Below are 17,395 nucleotides of genomic sequence, written 5' to 3'. Positions count from 1 at the left end.
TCTTACTTCTCTTTTTTTGTACAAATAATCTGGTTATTAAATTCTACGCTGATCCGTTCGTATTTGTTCCATCCTACTTGGCTCAGCACTTTTTCGTAGAACGTCTGCAATTTACGGAATTTTTCGTTATAATCCTCGGCTTTTCCTAAAAAGAGTATATGATTACCTACTCTAGGCACTAATTCCAACTCTTGTTTAGGAGTTACGTTAATTTGTTCTATTTGTGCATTCCAAAAAGCGTCCGTCTGTAAATACTTACCCAACTGATACAACTGGTCTTGCGCAAACTTCCGGTCAATGAAACCGGTAGCTACAGCTACATGCACTGGTTTTCCTAACGATGCGATGATTTTTCCAGTATTGTCTAAATAATATTCATCTCCGTTATTGCCCATAATACGCAAAAGGGGAATGCGCTGGTAAATGTCTACGGCAATTTCTCCTCCTGATGTCTGATAGCATTCCGCCCTAGCAATAAACGGATGTTGCGTAAGTACTTCTTCTATTTGGCGCACGTTGATGTCTTTCAAGCGTTTGTCCTTCGGAGAAAGCCCTTTCCGTTTCAGTATCTGATTGATGCCCTGCAATGTGATGAAATCATAGTCAATACTGTCTTTTATGGTCAGTTCTATACCCTTGCAAACCTGATTGCCGGGCTCGCGGTTGAACAGGGTGGCAGATACGACCAAGTAGGCTGAAACCACCAAAAGAATGCAGAGTATCAGAATCCGTTTCATCATCTTTCTTTCAATATTTCACAAATTTGTGGTACATAATTATCAATATCTCCTGCCCCTAACGTAATCAGGACTTCCAACTTCTTGCTCCGCAATACGTCCAGCAATTCTTCTTTCCGGCACAAGCTCTTTTCGATTCCGGGACGCAAATGGTCGAATATCAACCGGCTGGAAACGCCTTCTATCGGCTTCTCACGTGCCGGATAAATATCCAAAAGAATCACCTCGTCCAAGAGCGACAAGCTATCCGCAAATTCCTGATAGAAATCGCGGGTACGGGTGTATAAATGAGGTTGGAACACGGCGGTTATCTTTTTGTCCGGATACAGCATCCGAATGGAACTGACACTTTGGCGGATTTCAGCCGGATGATGGGCATAATCGCTCAAGAACACAATCCGTTCGTTCTTCAGTTTAAAGTCGAACCGGCGGTCCACTCCCTTGAAACCGGGCATGGCGGTTTTGATTTCCTCCTCCGTAGCCCCGCCTAATTGTGCCAAAGCCATAGCGGCAATGCCGTTCTCGATGTTTACATATACGGGAACACCCAACCGGATGTCTTTGATATTGCCTAACGGAGATACGTAATCGAAATAGATTTCCCCGTTCCCGATGCGGATGTTATCGGCATGAAAATCACCGGATTCGGTCGAATACGTATAAACGGTCACGCCTTCCTGCACATCGGGACGCAGGTCGATGCCTTGCTTCATAATGAGGTAACCTCCCGGCTTGATGAGGGACGTGTATTTGCGGAAACTTTCCAAGTAGGAAGCATGGTCTCCGTAGATGTCCAAATGGTCGGAATCCGTAGCGGTTATCACCGAAGCGTACGGGGTCAGCCAATGGAAAGAACGGTCGAACTCATCGGCTTCAATCACCACAAAATCACTCTTCTCCGAAAGCAAAAGGTTGGTCTCATAGTTCTTCGATATACCGCCTAAAAATGCGTTGCATCCCACGTGCGAATGGTCCAGCAGATAAGCCGCCATGGTCGAAGTCGTGGTCTTCCCGTGTGTCCCTGCCACACACAAGCCCCGTTCGGTCTGTGTCAGCATACCCAATACCTGAGCACGTTTTTGGATTTCAAACCCATGCCCGCGGAAATAAGCTAATTCCGAATGGTCTGACGGGATAGCGGGCGTGTACACGACCAGTGTGGTTTGCGCGTCCAAGAAGAGGGACGGGATGAGCGACACATTGTCTTCGTAATGAACCCATGCGCCTTCTTCCTTCAACTTCTCGGTCAACTCGCTGGGCGTACGGTCATAGCCCCCCACCGCTTTCCCCTTCGAAAGGAAATAGCGTACCAACGCACTCATGCCGATGCCTCCCGCGCCGATGAAATAAACCGCTTTCAGTGTATTAACGTCCATGTTCTTTCCGATATTTGATAGCCAGCTTATACACCTCGCGCGCAATGATATTCGCCGAGTCCTTAAAAGCTAACTTAGCTATGTTTGTACTCAATTCGTTCAATGTGCCCGCTTGTTGCACCGTCCCGATGGCAGTATCGAGCAATTTCTCGCCCGCCTCCGCATCTTTTACATACAAAGCGGCTTTTTTGTTTACCAACGCCAACGCATTTTTCGTCTGATGGTCTTCGGCTACATTGGGCGAAGGCACTAATATCACGGGTTTTGCCAAAAGGCAAAGCTCTGAGATAGAGCCGGCTCCGGCACGGCTGATTATCAAGTCTGCCGCACAATAGGCCGCCGACATGTCCGAAATGAAATCGGTCACGTAAAGCATTGGCATCTCACCGGCACGGGCAACCGCCGCACGGGCTTCGTCGATGTATATCTTTCCGGTCTGCCAGATGAATTGCACGCCCGATTGCTTGATTTTCTCCAGCCCTTGCATGACGCAATTGTTGATGGTGCGTGCCCCTAAGCTTCCGCCGATAATCAGAACCGTTTTCTTCTCCGGGTCGAGCCCGAACGAACGGATAGCTTCCTCCCGGCTTACCGCAGGATTCAGCAATCCTTGGCGCACGGGATTTCCCGTCAAGATAATTTTGTCTTTATCAAAGAAACGCTCCATGCCTTCGTATGCCACGCAAATCTTATGCGCCTGCTTTGCCAAAAGCTTGTTGGTCACACCCGCATACGAGTTTTGTTCCTGAATCAAGGTCGGGATACCCATCGTTCCTGCCACCTTCAGAGTCGGTCCGCTGGCATATCCGCCCACACCCACGGCTACATCGGGCTTGAAGTCCTTGATAATTTTGCGAGCCTTGATTTGGCTCCGCATCAGTTTGAGGATTACCCCAAAGTTCTTCAACAGGTTTTTCCGGTCGAATCCCGCTACGGGCAACCCGATTATATCGTATCCGGCGGCAGGAACGCGCTGCATCTCCATCCTTCCCTCAGCACCTACAAACAGGATTTTGGCATCGGGATGCTGCTCCTTGATAGCATTCGCTATGGATATCGCCGGAAAAATATGTCCGCCGGTTCCTCCTCCGCTGATTATCACTTTTATACTTTCTTCCATGCTTGCTTAATAATTTCTTGCAAAAATAGGAATAAACTCGTAAAGTGTTTATGCGTTTCTAAAAATATTTTTACTTGGCACTAAAATAATTAAGAGAAATAATTACGAAGCATTAGCCACAATAGATATCTATACCAAATTAGCCAACTAACTTATTGCAAATTAGTTGGCTAATTCAGGAATAGAGAAACCGCGACACAATCTTACATAGAGGCTACAACCATCAGATAGAACAATAGCGGAAAATCATCTTCATCCTAATTTGTTAATGTCACAATCAACGAAGCAACCGTTGCTAAAACAGATATAACAGACAACCAAATGCTGGCAGAATTATTCTGATTGATATTACTTTGTCCAGCCTTTGCTTTGTTCGGCTCCACATAAACAATATCATTTTGTTGCAAATAATAGCAAGGTGAATTAAAAAGCTCGGCTGAACGAAGGTCATGGAATAGGACTGTACGTATGCCATCCTTTTCACGAATAACCGCCACACGGTCTCGCCGCCCGTAAATCGTCAAATCGCCTGCCATACTCAGTGCTTCGAGTAACGTAATACGGTCACCTGAAATCGTAAAACTTCCAGGACGGGCAACTTCACCCATTACAGAAATCTTAAAATTCAAAAACTGTATTGTTACAATCGGATCTTTTATCAAATCTTCTTCTATCAGACGCCGTTTAATCAGGTCTGTCAACTGCAAACGGGTTAATCCCTCCACATACAATTGTCCTAAAATAGGGAAATCAATATAACCGTTAGAGTCAACCAAATAGCCCAGCACACGGTTTTGTCCGCTTGTTTCTTTCCCCAATTCATAAGTGACCAACGGCATATTGAACGGAACAGCCAATTCCGGGTCTTTACTATTAACCATAATAGCCAACAAGTCGTCTTTATGGATAATCACTTCGTATTTTTGTTCAATCTCTTGCTGTTTCAAGGGATCAACATCCTGTAAATAAACGACATTCTTAGTCGAACGGCAAGATACCAGCACTAATGATATCATTGCCAAACAGAACCATACTTTTTGTTTTTTCATCACACTAATACACATTAATCTATATTTGTTTGAACAGAATTTTCTCATCGGTGCAAAAGCACTACTTTTATACTATGAAATAGTGAAAAAAAAGTCCAACGTCCGATTAACATCGGGCATAATGGCATTATCTGTCTTTTCCACCAATATCTTTTATGAAACGAATACAATTTCCCTTTATAATAATTCGCTGGTCGTGTCCCGTTTTGAGGTGTATAATGTCCAAAATTACCAACGTAAAAAATTAAGTTTATAACCCGCCTGACTCTCTTTTCCGCAACTGACTGGAAGCCGGGAAACTCTTCCATAGGCAAGCCAATATAATTAACAGCTATACAGCCAAATATCTTCCAAAGCTTTAACATGCCAACAGAGCGCACGTCATCCAATAACTGTTTTTTATCTATCTCCCGTTGATGAACATGCAAAAACAATGCCCAATCACAAATTTGGCGTAATCCTACACCTTCCATAATGAAATGTTTCACCAAGTGAAAAAACAGATAAAACGCATTAAAATTAATCGGTGGAAGCCAAATATCTGTTTCTGCTAAAACTTTATAGGACAATGTATTTTGAAAATACCGATTGACTATACCTTGCAACTTGCAATCCATAAACGGATCATCCGAATAAGTAACCAACCGATGCACTTCCACTATCACCTGATTCCGGCTAAAATGGCAATGCGCTCTATTTTCGCTTTCTTCCCCTGTTGCAATCCCATAATTCCGTACGACATTACAAGCTTGAACATATTCCTCTGAAGAAACATATAAATCAATATCCCCACACTGGCGCTGTTCCGGATAGCGGTAATATTGCGCAACTCCCTGCCCTTTTAATAAAACTGCATGAATCCCAGCCGTCCGCAAATCCTTGCTTATTTCTTTTAAAGTATGATTCAACAGCACATAATGCCGCTTCATAGCCACTACCTGCATCTGCAACCAACGTATTTCTGAAAGAGGTGGACGATAGGCAACCGGCAATTTCTCTATACCGTCTGCCAAAACACCTAGCACCGTCTGTTTTTGCCCCATTTCAAGAAGGTTACGCCATGCGACCTCTCCCTCAAAAAGTGTTACATCAATTGCTTTGTTCCACAATCCAGAACGAAGCAAAGCAAAAAATTGCTGCTCCAAGCGTTCTATTCCACCAGTCCCACTTTTACCCATTGCTCACACAAGGAAGCAGCATCCCGCACAGCTAATTCCCGTGCAATGCCATATCTTTTTATCAATAAATCCGCCAATTGCTCTACACTAAATTCTTTTTCTTCTACTTGTTCCCAAAGATAAGCAGCAGAAGTATTCAATATCACCAGTTTATTGAAATCAATTTGTTCCAATCCTTCTCCTTCTATGACCCATTCGCCACATATCTTCCGAAGAACAAAACCTTTCCTTATCCGCATATTATAACTGTATCATTTTCTGATTATACTAAAATGACAGCAATCAAACCTCAACTGTTTCTACTGTATGAAGTGCCAACAAAGCTGCCTGCTTATCCGGAAGGCATTCCAAAAAATAACAGCCACACTGCCCGATAACCTTTTCTACCGTATCACATACACCGTCTGACATGCTTCTTACCCATTTCATACATGAACAAGAAGAAATCAGCGAAGCATACGCTTCCAAACGGTTCAATTTCACTATCCGATTCATTGGCGCTTGCGACAAACGGACAATTGCCTTCAACTTTATTCGTTCATTTTTATAGCATGGAGTTTTCCCGCTCCATGGCGAACCATAAACAAAAACATTATCATCTTCCAACCGAATAACCGGATTATCATCATTCAGTAGTGATGTATCTTCTACATTTTCTAACCAAAGCCGTGCATGTGTACTTTTCCCTGTACCGCTTTTACCTAAAAAAACGAGCCCATTTCCTCGATATCTAATGACAGAGGCATGAATTAACAAGGTATTCAACCTGGCAGTATTGAGTGCAAACAGCAACATCAAACTATTATTTATTCCGAATGCCAACAAAGATAAGGCTTGTGCTTCCCCGACAAAGAGTTTCCCATTACGGAAATTCGGATCTACAATCAATACCGACATGGGAACATCTATATGATTGGAAAAACCAAAAGCATATCTATCACCACGCTTATACAACCAAATGAAAGCGGCATCATCATCAAAACGGCGTACCAATCCGCCCGCCTGTTCCAAGGGAAGCTTTCTACACACCTCTATTTGCAAAGAAAACAGAGGCACTTTCGCCTCTGTTTCTGCAAAAGGTTGATAAGACTGCATCAATGCATTTACTGGCAAATCGCCCGGCACTTCCACATTGAATGTATGCCGGGCGACTGTGTAACACATTTTTACTTTCACACATCTATAGCCCTATATAGTTCTACTTACTGCGGTTTCGTTGCTTTCACTGGAAATACAATTGCATTTTCTCCCTCATTGGTTTGGTATTGGTAACCAGATCCGTAAGCATACTCAGTGTTATTATTAACTTCTGTAAGCGCATTGTTCATGGTTGCCGTTACATTTTCTATCCTAGACACAACGCTACAATCCACTATCGTTGCATATTCTTCCACATCAGCGCTTCCGAATACCACATCTCCTTCATCACCGACCCAATAACAAGCCTTAAATGTAGGGAATACGACATCTGAAGCATCATTCAAGTTTCTCTTTACTTTATAAATCAAAGCTTGTGCCGTAGCCTGCTGTGCATAACATCCATACATATCGCCATAGCTTTCTCCGGCAAGTGCTCCACTATAATCTCCAGTAACAATTCCGCTAAAGGCACAACCCACCATAGTTCCGTTATTGGCTCCAGTAACACCTCCTGCATAACGTGCGTCATAACCGCCATTGTTTGCATCTCCAACAACTTTCGCCTGAGCCGTACAAGCCACCAATTCACCGGAATTATTCGTTCCTACAATACCACCTACACGTGCTTCCGATTGTGTATTTTCATAAGAGATTTCAGTATTATTCTTTACATGGCAATCTTCTACAATACCTTCCGAATTTCCAACAATACCACCAACAAACATCTTTCCTTTGATTGTTCCTCCAGATACCGTACATCCCTTAATGGCATCATTGCGTCCATAACTTCTACCGACAATACCGCCGACATTTTCACCTCCGCTGACCGTTGGGTTTATTACATGACAATTCGTAATGGCTGCACTGGTGTAATTATTCATTGAAGATCTGTTCAACATACCTACTAAAGAGCCGGCATAACCATCATCTGAAACATTAGCTACCGTTCCAACGTAAGATGTTTTAACAACAGGAGACTCAAACGTTAAATTTGTTATAGCTCCGTTTACACCTAATACCCCAATAAATCCGGCATATTGGCGACTATCATCTATTTTAAAATTTTTAATCGTAAATCCACCTCCACTTATTGTTCCTGTATAAGGCTTCGCCAATGTTCCAATTACAGGCCAGCTAGTTTCTAAATCATCACTATTAAAATCAATATCTGCTTCTATATAACAATTCAAATCTGTATCTCCATTCTCAACTAAATAAGCCCATTCTTGTAAACAAGCTAAACTTTTTACGTGATAACCGTCTTCTCTTACTTCACACTTATCTTCTTTCTCAAATGTAGCATTTTCTATTGTTATATGTTCTATAACATTTCGTTCAAATACAATTGGTTCTTCTTGCTTTATTGAACAAACTCCTCCTTTTCCATTATATAATTTGAGTGTATATCCCTGCGAAAAAGTTTGAGGGGCAAATACAAAATAGTATGATTTTCCAGGCATCATAATGCTGTTTGCATTAATCTGCTTCAAAGAAATAATAGGTTGCCCCTTCCCTTCTATTATTCGAGCCACTTCATCATTACCTGTTATAGTAATAGTTACTTCACCAGCCAACATTTCATCAGCATTTCCACTCAATTCCATATATTTGATGTCATCACCTACATACTCTGACGAAATATGCACTGCTAAATATGATACTGCGTGTTTAAATCCCAAATCTTGTGCATCTGAATTACCCGATATAGATACAGAAATATTCATTCCAGAAGCATAACTATCAGGCTCCGCATATTGTTCATGATAAAGCGTTGTCGTAATAGTATTGCCAGAAATTGAAGCTTCTGCATTATAAGGATATAAAGCATAATATATATCAGACGTTTGTGACACTTCCCCTTTAAAGTTAGTTACAAGACCACCATCTTTTGTTATAAACGGATTATTACTTCCATTGGAAAACAAACTGATACGGTCATTTGCAACCCAATATACATTACCTCCTTCACGAACCAAAGTACGAGAATTCGGATTATTATCCATTTCTGCATTTGAAGCAGTAAATGTCAACACTTTAGCTCCGCCAGTTTCAATTCCTTCTTGTATGATTACTTTTTCAGTACACGAGACAAAAACCATTAAGAAAGCAAAGCTTAATATAATCAAATTACTCTTTTTCATATTCATCTATTACGTCTACTATTTACACCACTATAATATTCTCCTTCATTATCTTCATCTCCCCAATTTTCATGTCCACCATCAGGGTCCCAACCACTAATACAAAGCATACCTTCTGCCTGAAGTTCCATTACCTCACACTTCGGAGCCTCATAAGCTTCCACTACCTCAACTGAGGCGTTTTTAATTTCCTTTTTCATATTGCTAAAAATTTAATCGTTTATAACTCTATTGTTTTTTCTCCTTCTTGTTCTCATTCCCGTAACCATAGCCGTAACCGTAACTATAGCCATAACTGCCACGGTGAAGATTCACATAGTTTAAAATGACAGCCATATTGGTAAACATGCCGTTCGTGTACATGCGTTCCAATTCCGGCAACTGACGGCGGTCCATTGCCCCCGCACGCACGATGCAAATGGTCAAATCCGCAATACGATTGACAATCGATGCATCAGCAACAATTCCTGCAGGAACATTATCCACAATGATATAATCATACCGTTTCCGCAATTCTGCTATCAATTGGTCCAGCCTGTTGCTCAATAACAGTTCTGCAGGATTGGGAGGTATCGGTCCCGAATAAACCAAATCCAACCCTTCAGTTAAACTGTCTTTTGTTATTACTTCATCTACAGATAAATCTTTATCTGCCAAGTAGTTGGTTACGCCCTTTTGCCCATGTTGAGTATGTCTGCCGAAACCACTTTTACGGATATCCAAATCAACCAATACGACTTTCTTTTGTGTCAATACCAAACTTACAGCCAAATTAGAAGATATGTATGTTTTTCCTGCTCCGGCATTCAACGAAGTAAAGATAACCACCTTCATATCCTGCTGATCCTTGACACGCATAAAATCCATATTGGTACGGATAATACGGAAAGCTTCCGATACCGCATCGTGACTACCGCTACGCACCACCAGTTTTTCTTTTTCCTTCTTGCTCTGTATCGGCACTTCACCTAAAAAAGGAATAGTTGTAGCATCTAACACATCCTTACGGGTATGTACTTTTGTATCCATAGTAAACAACAGCCATAAAATTCCCCCAGGAATACAAGCTCCTAATACAAAAGCCACCAATATCACCGAACGTGAACGAGGAGCAACCGGTGCATTGCTTCCATGTGCGGCATCAAGTATCCGTGTATTGCTTTCAGTCATGGCTTGAGACAATGCATTTTCTTCCCGCTTATTCAATAAGTACAGATAAAGCTCTTCCTTGATTTTCTGCTGCCGTTCTACCGTAAGTACATATTTCTGTTGGGAAGGCACTGCCGCAATCCGTTTCTGTAACTGTTCTTCTTGAGCCTGCACATTTCTGATACTGATGTTCAGACCTGCAATCAGATTATCGACAGACCGGATAATCGTCTGCTTCATGGCACTCAACGAATTATTCAAATCCATCACTACCGGATTCTTATTGCTGCTGTTCCTTATCAGGTTATCCCGTTTCAGCAACATTTCATTATAAGCGGCAATCTGTTGCTCTACTGTCACATCCGTTATCGTATTGGCAGGTATCAGGTCGAGTGCCTTTTGCGGGTCGGAAAGATAATCACGGATATACTGTGCTACCGAAAGTTGGTTTTCCAGACTCAATCCCTCTTTGCGGTATTGGCTGGTATTCTGGAGGTACATGCCTGTTTCTGAAGTAATATCCGTCAATTGATGTTCCCGCTTAAAGGTCTCGATATCCGTATCCACACTTCCCAATTCCTGCTCGATAATAACCAGACGTTCGGCAATAAATTCCGAAGTACTGACCGTAATCCGGTTTTTATCCTCAATGGCATCTTCATTGTATACAGCAATCAGTGTATTCAACACATCTTCTGCGCGTGAAGCGGATACATCCGACAGACTCAGTTTAATAATCGTTGCATATTCGGCTACCAACTCAGAGACCAAGGCATTTTGATATCCCGTAGCGATTCCTTTCAGGTTCGATTTCCGTACATGCACTTCCTTATTATAATATGTGTCTGTATAATACAGGCTGGGTTGTACAACAATTCGTCCCACAGGAGTAGTAACCGTATCATTCAATACAACCTCTTGAGGATTCTTAATCTCTACCGGTTCGCCTGCCTCGTTTACTGTAACGAAGTCGAAAAGCCGTACTTTCTCTTTCGAAAGCGGTATGGCTGTCAATGAAAAAGATTGCGTTTCACTTGCATCCGGGAATGAAAGAATCACAGGCGACTGCCGGTAAAGCTCTACTGTCCGCAGCCCCCGTTTCTCCGTATAACTGACATCCAAATGCAACCTACGCGCTACTTTCTCCATCAGCCGGTAAGTCTTGAAAACAATAACCTCATTATCTACATTCCGCTGGATACCCAACATATTGTTCAAATCCGAAAAACCGTATGCCGACATCGAACGGCTGCTACGCCTGTCCTCTTTTATCAGCACCGAAGCCGAGCGAGTATAGACCTTAGGTGCTTGAAGCAAATAGATATATGCTATTCCCAAGCATATTCCGATAGAAAGAGCAAACCAATACCATTTCGCCTTTACTATCTGAAAAATATCCCCCAAAGTCACTCCACTATTCGCCTCATTCCAACGAGGACCATTAGAAGGATTCTCCACTTTCATACGCATCATTCTATAACTGTAAAGTTAACCGACTGTTCATATCCCGTCACACCGTATTTGGCATTTACATCATACGTACGGATTTCCATACGCTGCGGGAATATGCCATATTTATTCACCAATAAATCGCGGACCTTCTCTGCTCTACGACGTGCCAGACGGCTATCCGTACCTCCCGTATTCCCGACAATGGCAATCTTCGCATCTTTATAACGCATCATATACCGGGCAATGCGGAAAATATTTACCATCTGCAATTCTTCGTTAAATTCGTTTTTCCCCGGATAAAATACCACCGAAGGTATCAACAGACTGCCGGTAGCCATCCGTTCTTTCATCACAATCGTATCTCCTGACACCGTTTGCTCCGTACGAATTAAGGAAATGGCATTATTCAGTGCAGCCAACTGCCGTTGCGGAACAAGGCGGACTACCCTATATCCCTGACGACCAATACGGCAACTCAACCCGATTGTTCCGTTCAAGATTCCAGAGAACTTGTTTCCTTTTCCTAATTCTCCCGTAAAATTGGCATCTGTTATTTCACTGCCTACTGATAAATGCAACCCCAAGCGGTCTGTAATATGATAATTTCCGATTAAACCGACACGAAGCCCGACTTTTACATTATCTTCCATGCCGTGATATTTAGCGGCACGCAACATGCCCACACCCACATATCCTTGGGCAGTCCATTTCCGGTTCAACCGATTGTGTGAAGTAAAGACATTATACAAATCAAACAAGAAATCCGCATTCAGTTCATAATATTTAATGTCCTGCCGATATCCGTTTTGCGTATCTACACCTTGTCCTTTCCAATATTCCTGTACCGGGTCGAAACCTTCTACCCAACCATCGTCATACGCATAAATACCCGTAGGTCCGCTGTTCCAGCCTTTCAACCGTGCACCTCCAAAGTTCAACCGCACACCGAAATCGGGATGAAACCATTTCCCCACAGTGATACCGAATCCCGGTTTCAACCGGCTGCCGAAAGATAAATGCGTATCTTCCGCCCCCATCAGCATCCTGCCTGCAAAATCAGCTTCCACATAAAAATTATCCCAAAAAGAAGAAGTATATCTGGTCTTGTAATCCACCCAAATGGTATCCTCCTTAACGGTTCTGTCTACTTCTTGGGTCTGGGCTTGTACGACTGAAAATCCTCCCCCAATTGCTATTATAATTGCTGCTATTATCTTTTTCATATCGCTTACTCCTTATTATTCTCGTTTTCCACCAATCTCATCACTACTACACGATTCCAACGGTAATCTTCATTATACACCCGTTGCGTATCACCCCGTGCGTCAATTATCAGGCGTGAAGGGTCAATTCCGCACTCGTTTACCAAATAATCGCGAACCGTATTCACACGCCGCTGGCTAAGTTTTAAATTATATGACGGATAGGCAGTTTCCCTGTCAGCATAGCCCACCAATTCCAAACGTGCTTCGGGATGTTTTTTCAGGTAACGTGCCATTCGGTCTATATTTAATTTCTGGTCCTCTTCAATGTTATATTGGTCGATAAAGAAACGGACCGCAAACGATGTAACGACCTCTTCGGGAGCCTCTTTCGGAGTTTCTACTACCGTAACCGGTTGCATGTAACGCACCGATTCGTATGTCACCGGCTGAACTTTTGCATAACGGGTGAATTTACGTCCTCCGAATTTATAAGAAAGTCCCAATGTCAATCCTCCATATCCTTCCAATGGACGATTCCGCCTGCTGGGCTGACCGCCAATTTGACTATCGAAACTTTCGTCTGTGATTGTTCCTTGGAACTCCGTAAAGACATCCCAACGTTCGTTCAGATTTACATTCAATTGGATTCCGCCATTAAATGTAAACGAATTACTTGCCGAAAGTCCTTGTGAAGCAAAAGCATGGGCAAATCCCGGACCGGCAGACAAAATCAATCTGACCGCTTTCTTTTCTTTAGTAAACCAGCGCACAGCATCCGTCATCACATTAACCGACCAGTCCATATATGTAAATTTGCGATGAAACCAAGTTCTGCCGTCTTTTTCACTTAAATAAGGCAACATTTCAACCGGCATTGTGGTATGGTCGGCAAGGTGATCATAAATATTATAATAATTCAACAATTGGGAATGTCCCGACAACTTACCTACACCCATTTGTGCCCGGAATCCCCAAACAGGCGTAAACCATTTTCCTACTGCCAACCGGAACGAAAGCCGAGCACGGTCTACGAAATTATCATAATCACGGTTCGCTTCCGCAGCCAACGAATTGACACCTCCCGAAAGACTGATAAACCAATTGGAAGTACCGTCACCAGCTACCACCAAGTCGGTCGAATCCCCGACCGTCTCTAAAAATTCAGACTGCAATTCCGTCCGAATCGTATCAGCTTTCAATGCTTCCTGTGCCATTAACCCCATAGGCAACGCCACAAAAAACAAGCCGATAAAAATTGCTTTTCTCATCATAACGATAAACATATAATAGATTGCTTTTTAAAATTTACTTTTACTCCACATTACTTCTCCTATTTTATACAGATAACGTAATGACAACAAAAATACATTCGAATACACTTTATTGGACCGCAAGGCACGCAAATGGTCAGCCATAATCCTCCGGTGACTATGCAACCCTGAAGTGGAAGCCCCTCCTGTCCGCATAGTAACAAAGTCCATGGGAACATATCGGATCCGAATCCGGTTTACATAAATCAACCGAAGCAGATTCTCGAAATCCGCTGCTACTTTATACGATGTATCAAACATTCCAAACCGTTCATATATTTCTTTCCGACAATAAAATGACGGATGTGCCGGCATAAATCCCAGCCTCATCCAACCTCGCCGGAACGGACGTGACGAATAATAACGCACACAACGGTCTAAATTATCCCCATCAACATAATGTACATCGCCATATACTGCATCCATTTCTCCATTTTTCATCACATCCGCCACTTGCTGCAACACATCATCCGAAGTATAAAAATCATCCGAATTAAGTAGCCCGATTACCTCACCAGTCGCCATCCGTATCCCCTTATTCATCGCATCATAAATCCCCTTATCCGGCTCGCTGATACAATGCAGTTTACCCTCAAATTTCGGTTGATATGCTTTGACAATATCCAACGTATCGTCATCCGACTTTCCGTCAATCACAAGATATTCAAAATCTGTGTACGACTGTCTGAGCACACTTTCCAGTGCACTACGAAGTGTCCCGCCACTATTATAAGTAGCAGTAATGATTGAAATTTTCATGTTCTTATAACTCGATGCCGTAATTATCTTTCAAATGGCGGCGTATCTTCTCCTTATCATTTCCGCAAGCCTTTTTTATCTCAAAGACTTTTGCATCCACCAATGTACGATACCACCAGCCTTGTAGGAAATGCCACAAGAAACCTTCTTTTCCTTCAGTAAATCCTAATTTGAAAAAATAACGGTAACAAAAATAAGCGAATGCCCGCCAGAATAACGGTTGTTTGGCATACCGATGTTTCATCATCCGTTTAGCTTTTGCTTGCCCACTGATTTGTTTCTTTTCATCAGTTTCTGCGGCACCCGTCAAATCCAATTCAATATCCAGCAAATCCACTGCTTCACGAATTGCATAATTCACATGCTTATGACAAAACCACGATAAATCATTCAAATTATGATCACAAAAATCATGATTAAATTCTACTGCCCGTCCTTCTGTCAATTGAATATGCTCATCCATCAACCGCTGTTCGCACATCCCTTTCCCATAACGGAATACCCGTAACAGCTTCACCGGATAAATACCACGTTTCATCCACTTATCCATAAAGATATGCCGACGTTTGAATATTATACCTGATACGTCATCCGGCAAAGAAGGAAGTTTCTCTTGTAGTTCCTCTATCAATTCCGGCAATAAATATTCATCCGCATCCAAACGAAGTACCCATTGCGTATGGATTGGCGCATGTTCTAATCCCCAATTAAATTGCTTGGCATAATTATTTTCCCACTTATTTTGTAGAACATGCACATGAGAATAATGTTGTGCAATTTCCAATGTATGGTCTGTAGAAAAGCTATCAATAATGAAAATATCTTTAGCAAACGGAAGCACATTATCCAAACAACGACGTATATGTATCTCCTCATTATAAGTAAGGATGATGACTGAAATATCCAGCATATCATTTAGTCCTTAATAATTCTTTTTTTAATAAACTTTGCAGGATTTCCACCAACAACAACCCAAGGCTCTACATTCTTAGTTACCACGGAACCAGCTCCAATAACTGCATACTCACCGATTGTAAGACCTGGTAAGATTAACGCTTTTGCTCCAATAAATACACAACTTTTAATTTCTATCACCCCTATCATTAAAGGCAAAGACGATTTTGACAAGTCATGAGTTCCATTACATATATAGCAATCTTGAGAGATTGTAACCATTTCGTGTATAATTACAGGTCCCAAATTATAAACTTCAGATCGAGGTCCTAAACAAGCTTTATGCTTTATCTCAAGATTCCAAGGCGCAAAAATTTTACTAGATGAATAGACAAAGGGACACCCAGATATTTGTGCTCCAAACATTTTAAGTAAAAATAATCGCCATCGATTAAAAAAATGCTTAGGCGTAATGCGATAAAATAACAACCAAACGATTTTCCACAAATAAATTTTTACAATCTCCTTTGCTGACCAAGAAGATGTATATGCGTCTTTTTGATGAGTTGCTTTATACCACAATTTTGTCATAACGAGCCATTATTACATTAATCAACATTTAATATCTGATTAAAATTATTCAAATATTGAGAGGCTATAGCTTCTACAGAAAACTGTTTTGCTTTTTCACTAGCATTTTTTCCTACCAGCTGTCTCAATTGAGAATTATTTATTAAATCCTCAATTATTAAACTCAGTTCTTGTACACTATTTTTAGAATGATGATCAAATATAAAGCCGCTTTTCCCATCTTCGATAAAATCTTTAAAGCACTCTAAGTTAGATACAATAACCGTCCTTCCTATAGCCATTGCTTCTAATGGAGCAACCCCAAAAGTCTCCCCTTGATCCGCAATGGAAGGATAACAATATAAATTACATGAAGCAAGTTCTAAAGCAATCTTTTTAGGATCATTAATAGCATTAATCCATTCAATAGGAACTAAAGGTGCTATATTTTTCAATTTTTCAACATATTTCTCTCCACCACCACCATCCTCAATATTTGTTGCACCTACTATTTTTAATTGCAGATTAGAATATTTATTGTATAATTCATTAACAGCGGCAAATAATAAATGTAATCCTTTTTCTGGATGTACTCTCCCATGATACATTATTATAAATTTACAACCTTCTTTTTCAGGAGTAAATTTAAAATCCTTTAATTCAACTGGATTATTTACCATTACAATTCTGTCATTCTTACCTAACTCATACGCTAAAGCTCTAGAAACCGCTAAAGATACACATGAAAATTGATTCACAAAACAATAAAATTTAAATTGTCCTTTAGGAAATCTAGCTACATTATATATACACTTTTTATATTTCCACTTAAAAAGGATACATAATATTGGTGTCCAAAAAGTATTTAAAATCAGGATATCACAGTTTTTTAGCTTAACCAAAGCCCTCAGTGAATAGAAGAAATCTTTAATTATATCTTTTTTTAAGCTACCAGTACGTTGATAACCTTTCAATTTACAAATGACTAAATTCTTATCATCATAATAAGAATCGTTATCTTTTGAATAAAAAGTAACAATATTACCTTTCTGACAAAACTCTTTTCCTAAATAATACCACAATTTCTCAACAGCACCTATGCCTTTGGGAGGTAAAGAACCAAATGGGCTTGTAATAATAGCAATTCTCATAAACTAAATTTAAGAATTATGCTTTCAGTTGAAAGCAAACATATTATTCCATTATTTAAGAAGCTGTTTTGATTTCATTCGATAAATCTGTTAAGCATGATTTGGATGAATGCAATCTGTACCATAGCTTCTGCGGTTTCAGCAAGGAATTCATAATCGATGGT

At 41.2% G+C, this 17,395-nt stretch carries 16 protein-coding genes; all 16 read right to left on the bottom strand.

Annotated features, from left to right (window positions below; genetic code table 11):
* Window positions 1–2 precede the first annotated feature (2 nt).
* The 16 genes from B5F91_RS08050 to B5F91_RS07975 all read right to left on the bottom strand — a co-directional run bounded on the left by B5F91_RS08050 (window position 3) and on the right by B5F91_RS07975 (window position 17,231).
* Window positions 3–740, bottom strand: coding sequence for a cell division protein FtsQ (locus B5F91_RS08050; protein ID WP_162611704.1), 738 nt, complete (start codon window positions 738–740; stop codon window positions 3–5).
* On the bottom strand, window positions 737–2,113 hold the full coding sequence (locus tag B5F91_RS08045; RefSeq protein WP_087428579.1) for a Mur ligase family protein: 1,377 nt from the start codon (window positions 2,111–2,113) through the stop codon (window positions 737–739). Before B5F91_RS08045 ends, B5F91_RS08050 begins: the two co-directional genes overlap by 4 nt.
* The gene (gene murG / locus B5F91_RS08040; protein ID WP_087428578.1) at window positions 2,103–3,233 is read right to left on the bottom strand and encodes an undecaprenyldiphospho-muramoylpentapeptide beta-N-acetylglucosaminyltransferase; all 1,131 of its coding nucleotides are present in this window, start codon (window positions 3,231–3,233) and stop codon (window positions 2,103–2,105) included. The genes B5F91_RS08045 and murG overlap by 11 nt, the downstream gene beginning before the upstream one ends.
* A 257-nt stretch (window positions 3,234–3,490) precedes the next feature.
* Window positions 3,491–4,282, bottom strand: coding sequence for a polysaccharide biosynthesis/export family protein (locus B5F91_RS08035; RefSeq protein ID WP_087428577.1), 792 nt, complete (start codon window positions 4,280–4,282; stop codon window positions 3,491–3,493).
* A 44-nt stretch (window positions 4,283–4,326) separates the two neighbouring features.
* A complete protein-coding gene (locus B5F91_RS08030) occupies window positions 4,327–5,460 on the bottom strand; it encodes a nucleotidyltransferase family protein (protein ID WP_087428576.1) in 1,134 nt (377 codons plus the stop codon).
* Window positions 5,433–5,699 (bottom strand): PqqD family protein, encoded by a 267-nt coding sequence (locus B5F91_RS08025; RefSeq protein ID WP_087428575.1) that lies wholly within the window; start codon window positions 5,697–5,699, stop codon window positions 5,433–5,435. Before B5F91_RS08025 ends, B5F91_RS08030 begins: the two co-directional genes overlap by 28 nt.
* Window positions 5,700–5,742: 43 nt before the next feature.
* Window positions 5,743–6,624: a hypothetical protein gene (locus B5F91_RS08020; RefSeq protein ID WP_087428574.1), complete on the bottom strand. Its 882-nt coding sequence runs from the start codon at window positions 6,622–6,624 to the stop codon at window positions 5,743–5,745.
* Between the two features lie 38 nt (window positions 6,625–6,662).
* Window positions 6,663–8,741: a fimbrillin family protein gene (locus tag B5F91_RS08015; RefSeq protein WP_144025087.1), complete on the bottom strand. Its 2,079-nt coding sequence runs from the start codon at window positions 8,739–8,741 to the stop codon at window positions 6,663–6,665.
* 2 nt (window positions 8,742–8,743) lie between these two features.
* On the bottom strand, window positions 8,744–8,941 hold the full coding sequence (locus B5F91_RS08010; RefSeq protein ID WP_087428572.1) for a hypothetical protein: 198 nt from the start codon (window positions 8,939–8,941) through the stop codon (window positions 8,744–8,746).
* A gap of 28 nt (window positions 8,942–8,969) precedes the next feature.
* Window positions 8,970–11,354, bottom strand: a complete 2,385-nt coding sequence (locus tag B5F91_RS08005) for a tyrosine-protein kinase (RefSeq protein ID WP_087428624.1) — start codon at window positions 11,352–11,354, stop codon at window positions 8,970–8,972.
* 5 nt (window positions 11,355–11,359) lie between these two features.
* On the bottom strand, window positions 11,360–12,565 hold the full coding sequence (locus B5F91_RS08000; protein WP_087428571.1) for a hypothetical protein: 1,206 nt from the start codon (window positions 12,563–12,565) through the stop codon (window positions 11,360–11,362).
* Between the two features lie 5 nt (window positions 12,566–12,570).
* Window positions 12,571–13,818 (bottom strand): OmpA family protein, encoded by a 1,248-nt coding sequence (locus B5F91_RS07995; RefSeq protein ID WP_158099902.1) that lies wholly within the window; start codon window positions 13,816–13,818, stop codon window positions 12,571–12,573.
* A gap of 27 nt (window positions 13,819–13,845) precedes the next feature.
* Window positions 13,846–14,616 (bottom strand): glycosyltransferase family 2 protein, encoded by a 771-nt coding sequence (locus tag B5F91_RS07990; RefSeq protein ID WP_087428569.1) that lies wholly within the window; start codon window positions 14,614–14,616, stop codon window positions 13,846–13,848.
* A gap of 4 nt (window positions 14,617–14,620) precedes the next feature.
* Complete coding sequence (locus B5F91_RS07985) at window positions 14,621–15,526, bottom strand: glycosyltransferase family 2 protein (protein ID WP_087428568.1); 906 nt, start codon at window positions 15,524–15,526, stop codon at window positions 14,621–14,623.
* 5 nt (window positions 15,527–15,531) lie between these two features.
* Window positions 15,532–16,101 carry an acetyltransferase gene (locus tag B5F91_RS07980; protein ID WP_087428567.1) on the bottom strand — a complete coding sequence of 190 codons (570 nt, stop codon included), beginning with the start codon at window positions 16,099–16,101 and terminating at the stop codon, window positions 15,532–15,534.
* 17 nt (window positions 16,102–16,118) lie between these two features.
* On the bottom strand, window positions 16,119–17,231 hold the full coding sequence (locus B5F91_RS07975) for a glycosyltransferase family 4 protein (protein ID WP_087428566.1): 1,113 nt from the start codon (window positions 17,229–17,231) through the stop codon (window positions 16,119–16,121).
* Between the last annotated feature and the right edge of the window lie 164 nt (window positions 17,232–17,395).

Source organism: Bacteroides sp. An322 (genome assembly GCF_002161765.1).
GTDB classification, from domain to species: Bacteria; Bacteroidota; Bacteroidia; order Bacteroidales; family Bacteroidaceae; genus Phocaeicola; species Phocaeicola merdavium.
The sequence above is the reverse complement of the archived record's forward strand: the minus strand, read 5'-3'. Positions and strand labels throughout refer to the sequence as shown.

What these genes read in the sequence shown, in the direction of transcription:
- B5F91_RS08050 (WP_162611704.1), bottom strand. Translation starts at nt 740, where the DNA reads ATGATGAAACGGATTCTGATACTCTGCATTCTTTTGGTGGTTTCAGCC.
- B5F91_RS08045 (WP_087428579.1), bottom strand. Translation starts at nt 2,113, where the DNA reads ATGGACGTTAATACACTGAAAGCGGTTTATTTCATCGGCGCGGGAGGC.
- murG (WP_087428578.1), bottom strand. Translation starts at nt 3,233, where the DNA reads ATGGAAGAAAGTATAAAAGTGATAATCAGCGGAGGAGGAACCGGCGGA.
- B5F91_RS08035 (WP_087428577.1), bottom strand. Translation starts at nt 4,282, where the DNA reads ATGAAAAAACAAAAAGTATGGTTCTGTTTGGCAATGATATCATTAGTG.
- B5F91_RS08030 (WP_087428576.1), bottom strand. Translation starts at nt 5,460, where the DNA reads ATGGGTAAAAGTGGGACTGGTGGAATAGAACGCTTGGAGCAGCAATTT.
- B5F91_RS08025 (WP_087428575.1), bottom strand. Translation starts at nt 5,699, where the DNA reads ATGCGGATAAGGAAAGGTTTTGTTCTTCGGAAGATATGTGGCGAATGG.
- B5F91_RS08020 (WP_087428574.1), bottom strand. Translation starts at nt 6,624, where the DNA reads ATGTGTTACACAGTCGCCCGGCATACATTCAATGTGGAAGTGCCGGGC.
- B5F91_RS08015 (WP_144025087.1), bottom strand. Translation starts at nt 8,741, where the DNA reads ATGAAAAAGAGTAATTTGATTATATTAAGCTTTGCTTTCTTAATGGTT.
- B5F91_RS08010 (WP_087428572.1), bottom strand. Translation starts at nt 8,941, where the DNA reads ATGAAAAAGGAAATTAAAAACGCCTCAGTTGAGGTAGTGGAAGCTTAT.
- B5F91_RS08005 (WP_087428624.1), bottom strand. Translation starts at nt 11,354, where the DNA reads ATGAAAGTGGAGAATCCTTCTAATGGTCCTCGTTGGAATGAGGCGAAT.
- B5F91_RS08000 (WP_087428571.1), bottom strand. Translation starts at nt 12,565, where the DNA reads ATGAAAAAGATAATAGCAGCAATTATAATAGCAATTGGGGGAGGATTT.
- B5F91_RS07995 (WP_158099902.1), bottom strand. Translation starts at nt 13,818, where the DNA reads ATGATGAGAAAAGCAATTTTTATCGGCTTGTTTTTTGTGGCGTTGCCT.
- B5F91_RS07990 (WP_087428569.1), bottom strand. Translation starts at nt 14,616, where the DNA reads ATGAAAATTTCAATCATTACTGCTACTTATAATAGTGGCGGGACACTT.
- B5F91_RS07985 (WP_087428568.1), bottom strand. Translation starts at nt 15,526, where the DNA reads ATGCTGGATATTTCAGTCATCATCCTTACTTATAATGAGGAGATACAT.
- B5F91_RS07980 (WP_087428567.1), bottom strand. Translation starts at nt 16,101, where the DNA reads ATGACAAAATTGTGGTATAAAGCAACTCATCAAAAAGACGCATATACA.
- B5F91_RS07975 (WP_087428566.1), bottom strand. Translation starts at nt 17,231, where the DNA reads ATGAGAATTGCTATTATTACAAGCCCATTTGGTTCTTTACCTCCCAAA.